At 65.7% G+C, this 12,653-nt stretch carries 11 protein-coding genes; 7 read left to right on the forward strand and 4 right to left on the reverse strand.

The features are described from left to right. The first annotated feature begins 144 nt into the window (after window positions 1–144). From HV823_RS19805 to tam, 3 genes are all read left to right on the forward strand, one after another. Complete coding sequence (locus tag HV823_RS19805; protein ID WP_176951477.1) at window positions 145–1,185, forward strand: zinc-dependent alcohol dehydrogenase family protein; 1,041 nt, start codon at window positions 145–147, stop codon at window positions 1,183–1,185. Between the two features lie 107 nt (window positions 1,186–1,292). Then, window positions 1,293–1,946: a haloacid dehalogenase type II gene (locus tag HV823_RS19810; protein WP_176951478.1), complete on the forward strand. Its 654-nt coding sequence runs from the start codon at window positions 1,293–1,295 to the stop codon at window positions 1,944–1,946. Between the two features lie 21 nt (window positions 1,947–1,967). Continuing rightward, window positions 1,968–2,738: a trans-aconitate 2-methyltransferase gene (gene tam, locus HV823_RS19815; RefSeq protein ID WP_176951479.1), complete on the forward strand. Its 771-nt coding sequence runs from the start codon at window positions 1,968–1,970 to the stop codon at window positions 2,736–2,738. Between the two features lie 30 nt (window positions 2,739–2,768). On the opposite strand, the gene HV823_RS19820 is transcribed toward tam, so the two are convergent. The 3 genes from HV823_RS19820 to HV823_RS19830 all read right to left on the reverse strand — a co-directional run bounded on the left by HV823_RS19820 (window position 2,769) and on the right by HV823_RS19830 (window position 6,240). Beyond that, window positions 2,769–3,554: a pentapeptide repeat-containing protein gene (locus tag HV823_RS19820; protein ID WP_176951480.1), complete on the reverse strand. Its 786-nt coding sequence runs from the start codon at window positions 3,552–3,554 to the stop codon at window positions 2,769–2,771. 157 nt (window positions 3,555–3,711) lie between these two features. Further along, window positions 3,712–5,181: a metal-dependent hydrolase family protein gene (locus HV823_RS19825; RefSeq protein WP_176951481.1), complete on the reverse strand. Its 1,470-nt coding sequence runs from the start codon at window positions 5,179–5,181 to the stop codon at window positions 3,712–3,714. Window positions 5,182–5,340: 159 nt separating this feature from the next. After that, the gene (locus HV823_RS19830) at window positions 5,341–6,240 is read right to left on the reverse strand and encodes a LysR family transcriptional regulator (protein ID WP_176951482.1); all 900 of its coding nucleotides are present in this window, start codon (window positions 6,238–6,240) and stop codon (window positions 5,341–5,343) included. Window positions 6,241–6,388: 148 nt separating this feature from the next. Here HV823_RS19830 and HV823_RS19835 point away from each other — a divergent pair, with 148 nt between their 5' ends. The 3 genes from HV823_RS19835 (at window position 6,389) to HV823_RS19845 (ending at window position 10,116) form a co-directional block, all read left to right on the forward strand. Next, window positions 6,389–7,588, forward strand: coding sequence for an MFS transporter (locus tag HV823_RS19835; protein WP_176951483.1), 1,200 nt, complete (start codon window positions 6,389–6,391; stop codon window positions 7,586–7,588). A gap of 67 nt (window positions 7,589–7,655) precedes the next feature. Further along, window positions 7,656–8,489, forward strand: coding sequence for an aldo/keto reductase (locus HV823_RS19840; protein WP_176951484.1), 834 nt, complete (start codon window positions 7,656–7,658; stop codon window positions 8,487–8,489). A gap of 466 nt (window positions 8,490–8,955) precedes the next feature. Then, complete coding sequence (locus tag HV823_RS19845; RefSeq protein ID WP_176951485.1) at window positions 8,956–10,116, forward strand: MFS transporter; 1,161 nt, start codon at window positions 8,956–8,958, stop codon at window positions 10,114–10,116. 61 nt (window positions 10,117–10,177) lie between these two features. On the opposite strand, the gene HV823_RS19850 is transcribed toward HV823_RS19845, so the two are convergent. Then, window positions 10,178–10,561 carry a hypothetical protein gene (locus HV823_RS19850; protein ID WP_176951486.1) on the reverse strand — a complete coding sequence of 128 codons (384 nt, stop codon included), beginning with the start codon at window positions 10,559–10,561 and terminating at the stop codon, window positions 10,178–10,180. 217 nt (window positions 10,562–10,778) lie between these two features. On the opposite strand from HV823_RS19850, the gene HV823_RS19855 reads away from it, so the two are divergent. After that, window positions 10,779–12,332: a helicase HerA-like domain-containing protein gene (locus HV823_RS19855; protein ID WP_176951577.1), complete on the forward strand. Its 1,554-nt coding sequence runs from the start codon at window positions 10,779–10,781 to the stop codon at window positions 12,330–12,332. Window positions 12,333–12,653 lie beyond the last annotated feature (321 nt).

Consider the following 12,653-nt stretch of genomic DNA (forward strand, 5'->3'; position numbering starts at 1 on the left):
TCAAGTCGCCATGGCGTGAACCAAATCGCAAGCCGTGTCCACACACGATCTTGAATGAGTGCATCAGCCATTGTCATGGATGCGGCAATGGAACGTTCGGCCGCTGCATGGCATAGAAATGACACACGAACGGAGGGTGGCCCGATGAAGGCAATGTACTACGAAGCATTCGGCGCAAGACCGGAAATCCGCACCCTGCCCGATCCGACGCCTTCGAACGCGGGCGTGGTCGTCAAGGTCGAGGCGACCGGACTATGCCGCAGCGACTGGCACGGATGGCAGGGGCATGACCCCGACATCTCCCTGCCGCACGTGCCAGGCCACGAGCTCGCCGGTACCGTGCTCGCCACCGGCAGGGGCGTGACGCGCTTCCGGGTCGGCGACCGGGTGACGGTGCCCTTCGTCTCGGGCTGCGGCCATTGCCACGAGTGCCGCTCGGGCAACCAGCAGATCTGCGAGGAGCAGTTCCAGCCGGGCTTCACCCATTGGGGATCATTCGCCGAGTACGTGGCGCTCGACTACGCCGACCAGAACCTCGTGCACCTGCCTGACAATGTCAGCTTTGCGACCGCGGCAAGCCTCGGCTGCCGCTTTGCTACCTCGTTTCGCGCCGTCTGCGACCAGGCAAAGGTCAAGGGCGGAGAATGGGTGGCGGTGCACGGCTGCGGCGGCGTCGGCCTCTCCGCCATCATGATCGCGGCGGCGCTCGGCGCCCATCCGATCGCGATCGACATTTCGGACGACAAGCTCGCCTTTGCCCGCAAGATGGGCGCCGTCGCCGCCATCAACGCGCGGGACGTGGCCGATGTGGCCGAGGCGGTGCGGGAGATCACCGGCGGGGGCGCGCATGCCTCGATCGATGCGCTCGGCTCGCGCGTGACCTGCTTCAACTCGATCAGGAACCTGCGCCGACGCGGCCGGCACGTGCAGGTCGGCCTGATGCTGGGGGACGAGGCGACACCGGAAATCCCGATGGCGCAGGTGATCGGGCACGAACTGGAGATCTATGGCAGCCACGGCATGCAAGCCTGGCGCTACGACGCCATGCTTTCGATGATGGCGCAGGGACGGCTGCAGCCGGAGAAACTCATCGGCCGCGAGATCAGCCTCGACGAAGGCGTCGATGCCCTGATGACCCTGGACACGACAACCGACCTCGGAATCAGCGTGATCACGCGGTTCTGAGCGCGCAAGGAAGGACGTTTCCTTTCTTGTGCAATGCACCCAATGTTGACATGATCTCGCGCTAATGATTTGGAATAATAGCGCTTTCTGGGAGTTGAGCCGCCGCCGTGCCCTATGCAGCCTATGTCTTCGATGCCTATGGCACGCTGTTTGACGTGCATGCGGCCGTGCGCCACCATGCGGGCGACGTCGGCCCGGAATACCAGCGTTTTTCCGAACTGTGGCGAGCCAAGCAGCTGGAATACTCCTGGACGCGGGCGCTGATGAGCGCCTACCGCGACTTCTGGCAGCTGACCGAAGAAGCGCTGGACTACTCGTTTCACAGAATTCCCGAAGTGGACCGGTCGCTGCGAACGAAGCTTCTCGACGCGTACTGGAAACTGGACTGCTATCCGGAAGTGCCCGCGGTCCTGAAAAGCCTCAAGGCGCGCGGGGCACGGGTCGCGATCCTTTCCAACGGCTCACCGGCGATGCTGAAGTCCGCCGTCGACAATGCCGCGCTTGACACCGTCATCGACGATATCTTCTCCGTCGACGCGCTGCGCACCTACAAGACAGCACCCGCCGTCTACGACGTGGTGACGACGAGCTACCGGCTCTATCCCGCGGCCGTATCGTTCCAGTCGTCGAACCGCTGGGATGTGGCGGGTGCGACGAAATTCGGCTTCCGCACGGTGTGGATCAACCGGACCGGCATGCCGGACGAATATGCCGATCTCGGCCCGTCGCTGATCCTGCCGACGCTGGAGGCGCTCGAGTAACAGACGGAGGGAGAGGCGCGGATGGCGTGGTCGGCGGCACAGTATGTGAAATTCGAGGGCGAGCGTACGCGCGCCGCGCGAGACCTGCTGGCGCAGGTCCCGGACCTTCCCGCAGGCCCCGCCTACGACCTCGGCTGCGGTCCGGGCAACTCGACCGAGCTGGTGGCGGAGCGCTTTGCCGATCACCAGACCATCGGCATCGACAGCGACGAGGACATGCTGGCGGCGGCTCGAAAGCGGCTGCCGGGCATCACCTTTGCCCATGGGGACCTTTCGGTCTGGACGCCGCCTGTGCCGGCAGCGCTCCTGTTCGCCAACGCGGTCTTCCAATGGGTGCCCGACCATATCGCCGTGTTCGAACGGCTGATGGACCACCTCGTCCCCGGCGGCGTGCTGGCGGTGCAGATGCCCGACAATCGCGGCGAGCCGAACCACACGGAAACGGATGCGGTGACCGAGGATCCGCGCTGGGCCCGCTACTTTGCCGCCTCCCATCCGAGGCGTCCGCCCCTGCCGCCGACGATCGCCTATTTCGACGCGCTGTCGAAAAAAGCTGAACGGGTCGACATTTGGCACACGATCTACAACCATCCGATGGCGGATGCGGCGGCGATCGTCGAATGGGTGAAGGGCACGGGCATCAGGCCATATCTCGAAAAGCTGCCGGACGAAGAACAGCCCGGCTTCCTGGAATGCTACCGGCAGCGGATCGAAAAGGCCTATCCGCAGACCGCCGACGGGCGCGTGCTGCTGCGCTTCCCGCGGCTTTTCCTGGTGGCGGTCAAGGCGTGAGCATCCGCGGCGTCGGCAATTGGGAAATTGTCAGTCGAACGGGCAAGGCCAGTTGGACGGTGCGGTAAGGCCGGCCGGCAGCCGGGTTTTGCCATCGCCGCAGGCGAGATTGACCTGCTCCTGCGACAGACCCTTCGCGTTTGTGAGATCCAGCCCCTCGATGCGGGTCAGGAACATGAAGGCCTGCGAAAAGTCCAACGGCTGGTCGAATGTCGCTTTGCTGAAGTCAGCCCGCGAGAGGTTGGCAAGCGGGAAGCTGGCGCCGGAGATGACCGCGCCGCGGAAATCCGCCCGGCCGAGTTCCGCCTTCTCGAAATCGACGCCGGCAAGGCTGGCGTTCTTGAAGTTCGCCCGCTGCAATTCGGCGCTGGCAAAGGTCGCCCCATTCGCCGCGACACCCTCGAAGCCGACGCGGTAGGCCTCGACCCGATTGAAATTGGCCTTCGTGAGGGTGGCGCCGGTGAACCAGGCGCGAGAGAGATTGGCCTTTTCCAGATTGGCGGAGGTGAGGTTGGTCCGGCTCAGATCGGTCAGCGCGAGATCGGCCTCGCCGAGGTTGGCGCCCCTCATGTTACTGCCCTGGAGCATGATCGCCCTCTTCTTGCAGCCGGCCCAGTCGATCCCCGGCTCCGGCGTGCTGCCGCAGTCGGCCGCAGCTGCGGTGCGCCCCGCTAAAATGACGGCGACGCAGGGGACAGAGAGGGCAAGGAAGCCAAGCACGATGGCGGAACCGAGGCCGGCCTTGCGCTGCAGCGAAAGGGCTTTGGAAGAACGCCGGAACTTCACATGTGCCTGATGCCCGCCACGAATGCTCATCTGCCACCTCGGTACGCTGCTATAGCCGGCAGGCCGCCTTCGGAAACGCTCCAAACGGCCCGCCGTTCTTCAGTTCTGACACAGGCATGCAAGAATTGGCAATCGGGAATTACGCGTTCCGGCCGCCCCGCTTGCTCCTGCGCAGCGGCCCCGAACGTCAGGCAAGCATGTTTTTGTGGAACACGCCGTCCTTCATGATGATCTTCAGGTTTTGCTCCGCATCGACCAGCACGTTCAGGTCCACGGTCGGATCACCGTCGACAAGCAGGAGATCGGCGAAGGCACCTTGCGCAATCCGCCCCACCGGCGCCGGATAGGGCGTGCGCGGCCCGGACATCGCCAGAAGCTCGGCGTTGGTGGCGGTCGCCATCTTCAGCGCTTCGGCCGCCGAGAAGCCGTAGTTCTTCATTTTCGCCAGTTGCGCCGTCTGCGTCGCTGCCCCCTCGGCATCGAACAGCAGGTCGGTGCCCCACGCGGTCTTCAGCTTGTGCTCCCTTGCGAGCTGATAGGCGCGCTTCGTGCCGGCAAACATCTCCAACTGCTTGACCCGGTTCGGCGTTCCCTCGGAGAACTGGTAGCCGTGCGTCTCGTCGAAGGGCTGGGTGCTGAGCCAGATGCCGTCGCCCGCCATGATCTTCGCCGTCTCCTCGTCCATCAGCTGGCCATGGTCGATGCAGCGCACGCCGCCCCTGAGGGCGATCTGGATCGCGCGCGGCATATAGGCGTGGACGGTCACGTAGGTTCCCCAGTTCTCGGCGGCGTCGACTGCGGCACGGAACTCGGCGACGGTATACTGGCTGCTGTCGAGCGGATCGTAGTTCGAGGAGACGCCGCCGCCGGCAGCGAGCTTGAGCTGCGAGGCGCCCAGCATCAGCTGTTCCCGGCAGCGCTTGAGCACTTCGTCGACACCGTCGGCGATGGCGCTGCCGCCGATCGCCTCTGCGCGTGAAAACGGTGCGCCCGGTGGCGAGGGGATCTCGTAGGGCATGCGGAAATCGCCATGGCCGGAGGTTTGCGAGATCATCGCACCCGAGGGCCAGATGCGGGGCCCGGCGCAGATCCCGCCGTCGATCGCCCGCTTCAGGCCGAAGGTCGGGCCGCTAAGGTCGCGCACGCTGGTAAAGCCGCGCATCAGCATGCGCTCCGCCTCCTGCGCGGCAAGCAGATTGAGATAGCCCACGTCAGCGGTCAGCAGCACCTGCATCGAGATCGCCGCCATCATCACATGCACATGGGCATCGATCAGGCCGGGCATCAGCGTGCGCCCGCCGCAGTCCACGGCCTGAACATCCGGCGGCAGCGGGGCAGTGTCGGGCTCGACGGCCTTGATCGTCTTGCCGTCCACCAGCACGCGCATTCCGGTGCGCACCGTCTCCGACGTGCCGTCGAAGAGGCGGATATTGGTGAAGGCGACCGGATTTTTCGGCGGAGCCGGCACGGCGGCCAGCAAACGGCCGGGTCCCAGCGCCAGCAGTCCGGCCGAGGCAGCCGCCCCGGTGAGAAAGGTACGCCTGGAAAATTTCGACGCCAGCGCTCCGTTCAGCCGGGCGAAGGCCGGGCTGTGGCAAATGCAGGCGAAGGTCTCATGAGTTTGGCTGGCATCAACGGCGGGATCGCATGCAAACATGAACTGCTCCTAGATGACGCTGATATCTGACGCTGAAATATTCCTGTCTGAAACGCTTTCGACGCAGAGCATTTCATGCTGCGGGGATGTTTGCCAGAGGCATTCCGCGCCGGCCCTCCCTCCAAGGTTGTCCAATGGGCACCCCGGAACGAACGCGCCTCAGGGACATATGCGTGCGGCAAGGAAATCGATGAAGGCGCGAATGCGGGCTGCCAGGTGTTCGTGGCCGGCAAAGACAGCGTAGACCGTCTCGACCTCGCCGGAATGAAAAGCCTCCAGCAGCGGCACGAGGCGGCCGGCCTGCAGGTCCGGCTCCACATGGAAGCGGCCGACGCGGCCAATCCCGATCCCATCCAGGCAGATCTGGCGGACGATCGCGCCGCTCGACACCTGCATGTTGCCGGTGACCGCATAGTGGCGCAGCGCCGCCTGCCCGGGCAGGCGGAACGCCCACTCGTCGACGCTGCGGCGGAAGTTGAAGCGGATACAGTTGTGGCCCGCAAGCTCGTCCGGCGTCCTCGGCGTGCCGTGGCGGTCGAGATAGGAGGGCGAAGCCATGACCACGGGGGCGCTTTCCATCAGCTTGCGCGCCTTCAGCGAGGAATCGCGCATGGGACCGCTACGGATGGCGACGTCGGCCCGCTCGCCGATCACGTCGATCATGCTGTCGGTCAGCGTCAGGTCGAGCTGGATCTCGGGATAGAGCGCGAGGAACTCCGGTGCCAGCGGCAGGATGAAGCGTTCGCCGAAGCCAACCGAGGCGTTGACGCGCAAGGGGCCGCGGGGCGTCGCCCGGGCGCCGTCGGCGACCGCCTGCTCGGTTTCGGCGATCTCGGCCAGGATGCGCCGCGCGCGTTCGAGATAGACCTCGCCCTCCGGCGTCAGCTCCAGGCGGCGGGTGGTGCGCACGAGCAGCCGCGTCGACAGCCGGTCCTCGATGCGGCTGACCAGCTTGCTGACGGCCGAGGGCGACAGGCCGAGCCTGCGGCCGGCCGCCGAGAAGCTCTTCATGTCCATGGCGGTCACGAAGACCTCCATCTCGCCGGCCCGATTGTCCATTTGACGCCTGTTCTATGAATTCAATTCAAAGATACTTGTCCCACTATGCGGATTATCGCGCAGGCTCACAAGGGTCATATTGCCCGGCGAACGAACCTTTCAATCGCTTTTGACCGCCCGGCACCGCCGGCCGCGGAAGGAGTATCCCATGCCTCTGGCCCTCTTCGCGCTGACGATCGCCGCCTATGCGATCGGCACGACCGAATTCGTCATCGTCGGCCTGTTGCCGACAGTCGCCGACGATCTCGGCATCACCCTGCCGCTTGCCGGCCTCATCGTCTCCATCTATGCGCTCGGCGTCACCTTCGGCGCGCCGGTGCTGACGGCGCTGACCGGCCGCGCCAGACGCAAGCCGCTGCTGCTCGGGCTGATGGCTCTGTTCATCGCCGGCAACACGCTCGCCGCCTTCGCCCCATCCTACGAAATCCTGCTCGTCGCCCGCGTGCTGTCGGCCTTCGCCCACGGTGTATTCTTCTCCGTCGGTGCGACGATCGCGGCCGAACTCGTGCCGGAAGACCGGCGGGCCTCGGCCATCGCCATGATGTTCATGGGCCTGACGGTGGCCATCGTCACCGGGGTGCCGCTCGGCACGCTGATCGGCCAGACCTTCGGCTGGCGCGCCACCTTCGCCGCCGTCGCCGGTCTTGGTGTCGTGGCCTTTGCCGGCATCGCAGCACTTCTGCCCTCGAACCTCAAGCGGCAGGAGGCGGCAAGCCTTGGAGAGCAGGTCCGCGTGCTGGGTTCCGGCCGGCTGTTGATCGTGTTCGCCATGACCGCGCTCGGCTACGGCGGCACCTTCGTGACCTTCACCTTCCTTGCCCCGATGCTGCAGCAGGTCACCGGTTTTTCCGCATCCTCTGTCAGTCTTGTGCTGGTGCTCTACGGGCTTGCCATCGCCATCGGCAACATCGCAGGCGGCAAGATCGCCGACCGCAACCCGGTGCGGGCGCTGACCTGGCTGTTTGCAGCCCAGGCCGCCGTGCTGGCCCTCTTCACCTTCACCGCTCCCTCGCCGGTTCTGGCGCTCGTCACGCTTGCCGCCCTCGGCTTTCTCTCCTTCGCCAACGTGCCCGGCCTGCAGCTCTATGTGGTCCAGCTCGCGAAGCGCCACCGGCCGGCCGCCGTCGACGTCGCCTCGGCGCTGAACATCGCTGCCTTCAACCTCGGCATCGCCGCCGGCGCCTGGATCGGCGGGCTGGTGGTCGCCTCGTCGCTCGGCCTCGGCGCCACCCCCTTCGTCGGCGCGCTGCTGGTCGCAGCCGCCCTCGGCTTCACGCTCCTCAGCGGCCATCTCGACCGCCGGGAAGCGCCCCGCCAGCCGGCAGAGGCGGCCGGCCAGCCGGCCTGACCGAAAAACGGTCCCCTCCGGCGCGAACATGCGCGCCGGATCACGACAGCAACAAGGACAAATCGACATGCACATCATTCCCGCAAACGGCGCCCATATCCCCCAGCTCGGCTTCGGCACCTTCCGAATGCCCGAGGATCAGGTGGCGGACATCCTGCCGAAGGCGATCGACACCGGCTTCCGCCATATCGACACGGCACAGATCTACGGCAACGAGGCTGCCGTCGGCGCGGCGATCAAGGCCTCCGGCATCGCCCGCGAGGCGATTTTCCTCACCACCAAGGTCTGGGTCGAGAACTACCGCCGCGATGCCTTCCAGGCCTCGGTGGAAGAGAGCCTGCGGAAGCTTCAGACGGACCATGTCGACCTTCTGCTGCTGCACTGGCCGAACGAGGCGGTTCCGCTTGCCGAACAGATCGAGGCGCTCAACCGCGTGCGCGAGAAAGGACAGGCGCGGCATATCGGCGTCAGCAACTTCACCACCGCCCTGATGGCCGAGGCCGTGGCCCTCAGCCCGGCGCCGCTCGCAACCAACCAGATCGAGTATCATCCCTATCTCGACCAGACGAAGGTGATCGCCGCCGCCCGCGCTTCCGGCCTTTCGATCACCGCCTACTACGCAATGGCGGACGGAAAGGTGCCGAACGACGCGGTGCTGCAGGAGATCGGCGCCCGCCACGGCAGGACGGCAGCACAGGCAGCACTGCGCTGGCTCATCCAGCAGCCAGACGTCGCGGCGCTGACGAAGACCGCAACGGCGACCCGGCTCAAGGAGAACCTCGACATCTTCGATTTCGCCCTCTCCGCCGAGGAAATGGCGGCGATCCACGCGCTTGCCCGACCCGATGGCCGGATCGTCAGCCCGGACGGGCTTGCGCCGCAATGGGACGCGGCGTCGTGATCGCAGCCGGCCGATATGGTGCATGACGAGGACGGAGCGCCGAGTTTCCCGGCGGCTCCGTTCGTTGGCAGTCCGCGACCGTCCGGTAACGCCCTCGGCCTTGTTCGCCTTGTGACGGGAACGCGCGTGTGGCCGCGCCGCCCTCCCCCTTCCGTCACCCCGGGCTTGATCCTGGGTCCAGCAGCGCCGCGTCCGCGGCGCTGGAAACGCTTTATCGCGCAAGGACTTGCGCGGCTGGATGCCGGCTCAAGCCCGGCATGACGGCTGAGGGGTTGGCCGCCCATGGTTGAGACGGGTGGCGAGAGAGGCGGTTGACAGGGCGGCTGTCAGGGCGGCGAGACAGGGTGGGGTTCACGCGGCGGGACCGGACTTGATCGGCGCCGCTCCGTCCTGCCCTTCCCAAATGCGATGGCGGGAGATATGGATGGGGTCCGGCAGCAGGTCGCGCGCCGCGCGGGAATCCAACATGCAGACACATCAGGAGCTTGCGGCGCACAGCGCGCCCGACTGGCCGGCGATCGTCGCCGTCGTTCTCGGCGTCACGGCGTTTTCGGTGGCGCAGGGCGTCACCTATCCGCTGATCTCGCTGGTGCTGGAAGGGCGCGGCGTTTCTTCGACCATGATCGGCATCAATGCCGTCGGCTTCGCGCTCGGGCTTGCGGCGGCGACGCTGATGCTCGGGCAGCTGACGCAGCGATTCCGCGCCCAGCACCTGATCATCGCGGGGCTCGTCGGCTGCTCGCTGTGCCTCGCCGCCTTCGCCACCTTCTCGTCGATCACCGTCTGGTTCGTGGCGCGCTTCCTGCTCGGCTTCTGCGCCAGCCTGATCTTCATGCTCAGCGAAGCCTGGCTGAACGTCGCCTGCCCCGACCGCTTGCGCGGGCGGATTTCGGGCATCTACGGCGCTGCGATCTGCGCCGGCTTTGCCGCCGGCCCGCTCGCCATTCCGCTGTTCGGCACCGCCGGCGGTTTCGGCTTTGCGTTGACGGCGGTCTATCTGGCGCTCGTCGCCTTCGCCACCGCGCTCCTGATGGTTTCCACCCGCACGGTGCCCGAACCGTCCTCGACGCGCGACCTGTTCGCCTTCTTCCGCCATGCGCCGATGCTGGTGGCGATGGTCTTCGCCTTCGGCTTCGCCGACATCGCGGCGATCTCGTCCATGCCTGTCTATTTCGTCAAGATGGGGCATTCGGAGGCCTTCGCAGCCCTCAGCGTGACCGTGCTGGCCCTGCCGACCGCGGTGGCGCAGCCCCTGATCGGCTATGCGCTGGATCGCCTGCCGCGCCACAGCGTCGCCGTCGGCACGGCCTTCGTCGCGGCCCTCAGCTACCTTGCCATCCCCTTCATCGAGACGCCGGCGCTGATCCTCGCAGCCTTTGCCATGATTGGCGCTGCCAGCTTCTCGCTCTATACCTGCGCGCTGACGATGCTGGGTGAAAACTTCCGCGGCGGCATGCTCGTGGCGGGCAGTGCCGCCTACTCGCTGACCTATGCGATCGGTAGCGGCGCCGGATCGAGCCTGACCGGCGCCATCATGGAAATCGGCGGCCCGCAGGCGGGACCGCTGTCCGTCGGCGCCGCACTTGCGGTGTTCACCGCCGCCTTCGTGCTCGGCAGGCGCCGATAATCGTTTGTCCGGCCGGACTTTTCGCCCGGCCGGACAAGTTCAAATCAGACCGGCTGGCGAATCAGACGAACTGGCTGAGGCCCGGTACCGAAGCGACGACCTCGTCGACCACCTCGTCGCCGGCATGTTCGCGCGCGATTGCAAGGGTCTCCTTGGCGAGCCCGGTGATCTCGCTCATGCCAAGCCCCTGGCTCATCAGCTGCTGGCCGAGCGCCATGACCCCGCCGCCCATGGCGTTCATCAGGCCGCCGAGCAGACCGCCGGAGCCCTCGCCATTGTACTGGGCCACCAGGTCGGAGGCGCCCGGGATGGCCTCGATCATCCTTGCGACCGGCCCGTCGGCCGCCTCGCGCTGGAGGAAACCGAGCATCATGCCGATGGACTTTTCTGTGATGACGGGATCGAGGCCGACACTGTCGGCCACGCGGTTAACGAGATCGTTCATGGAAAAGCCTCCGATACGAATTTGACGTTAACGTCAACGTTAAATGAATCAGCCAATGAACTCAAGCATGAGACAGTCGTATTCTACGCCACCACGCCGGTTCATCACAGGTGTTGAAGTTCCCTTTTCACCTTATAAAGTCGGCGATACGATTCAATGACGATTTCGGGCGTCCCCCGACCGGCGCGCACAAGGGAGATACACTGTGAGCGAGACGATACTGCAAGACGGCAAGCTCTATATCGGCACCAGCCGCAAGCCGGACGATTCGATCAACGCACCGGAATATCTCGAACTGAAATTCGGCAACCGGCACGGCCTCGTCACGGGGGCAACCGGTACCGGCAAGACGATCACGCTGCAGATTCTTGCCGAGGGCTTCTCCAATGCCGGCGTGCCGGTGTTCTGCGCCGACGTGAAGGGCGACCTTTCCGGCATCGGCGCGATCGGCGAGGCGAAGGACTTCCTGCTCAAGCGCGCCGAGGAGATCGGCCTTCAACCCTACGACTTCCAGGAGTTCCCGGTGATCTTCTGGGATCTCTACGGCGAGAAGGGCCACCGGGTGCGCGCCACCATGACGGAGATGGGCCCCCTGCTCCTGTCGCGGCTGATGAATGCCACGGATGCGCAGGAGGGCGTGCTCAACATCGCCTTCAAGATCGCCGACCAGGGCGGCCTGCCGCTGCTCGACCTGAAGGACCTGCAGGCGCTGCTGCAATACATGGGCGATAACGCGTCCGCGCTTTCCAACCAGTTCGGTTTCATCTCCAAGGCATCGGTCGGCTCGATCCAGCGCGAGCTGCTGATCCTTGAGCAGCAGGGCGCACAGCACTTCTTCGGCGAGCCGGCGCTGAAGATCTCCGACATCATGCGCACCACCAATGACGGGCGCGGCGCGATCTCGGTGCTCGCCGCCGACAAGCTGATGATGAACCCCCGCCTCTACGGCACTTTCCTGCTGTGGCTGCTCTCGGAGCTGTTCGAGGAACTGCCGGAAGTGGGCGATCCGGAAAAGCCGAAGCTCGTCTTCTTCTTCGACGAGGCGCATCTGCTCTTCAAGGATGCGCCGAAGGTGCTGGTCGAGCGCGTCGAGCAGGTCGTCCGCCTGATCCGCTCCAAGGGCGTCGGCGTCTATTTCGTCACCCAGAACCCGCTCGACGTGCCCGAGACCGTACTCGCTCAGCTCGGCAACCGGGTGCAGCACGCGCTGCGCGCCTATACGCCGCGCGAGCAAAAGGCAGTGAAGACGGCGGCGGAGACCTTCCGGCCGAACCCGGATTTCGACTGCGCCACCGTCATCACCGAGCTCGGCACCGGCGAAGCGCTGGTCTCCACGCTGGAGGGCAAGGGCGTGCCATCGATGGTGGAGCGCACGCTTGTCCGCCCGCCGGCCTCGCGGGTCGGGCCGCTGACGGACGCCGAGCGCGCGCAGGTGATGAAAGTCAGCCCCGTCGCCGGCCTCTACGACGAGGACTTCGACCGCGAGTCGGCTTACGAGATACTGGCCGCCCGCACGAAAAAGCTGGAGGAACAGCAGCAGGCCGAGAAGCAGGAGGCGGAAGCGCCGCAGCAGAACGGCGGCAGCCGCTGGACGCTGCCCGGCTTCGGCGACGACCCCGAGCAGGCCTCGACCACCGGCAAACCAAAGGCCCGCTCCGGCTACCAGCGCGAGACCGTCGTCGAAGCGGCGATGAAGTCCGCCGCCCGCAGCGTCGCCAACTCGCTGGGCCGGGCGATCGTGCGCGGCATTCTCGGCAGCCTGCGGCGCTAGCCGCGAGCCGGAATGAGACCTGTCCGCAAAAGGCCACGAAACTTGCACGCCACCGATACGTGGGCGGAAGTCGATACGCGCGTGACGAGCCCCGGCCCGCCGGGCAGTCTGCCGAACTCGCACCAAGCCATCGGGGCCGCTCGTGCGGGAAGCGCAAAGTAGCGTGCCAGCAGCCACGACAAGCATTTCTTCCAAACGGAAGGCTTTCGCCGGACGGATTTTCGTGATCCTCTTTGGGGGCTGCTGCATGCGACGAACGCCATTGTTTTTCATTCCAGCTTTTCAGAGACACACGACGAATGCCTTTCCTGCCGTTGCCCC

Origin of the sequence: Mycoplana rhizolycopersici (assembly GCF_013378445.1) — a bacterium.
Lineage (GTDB): Bacteria > Pseudomonadota > Alphaproteobacteria > Rhizobiales > Rhizobiaceae > Mycoplana > Mycoplana rhizolycopersici.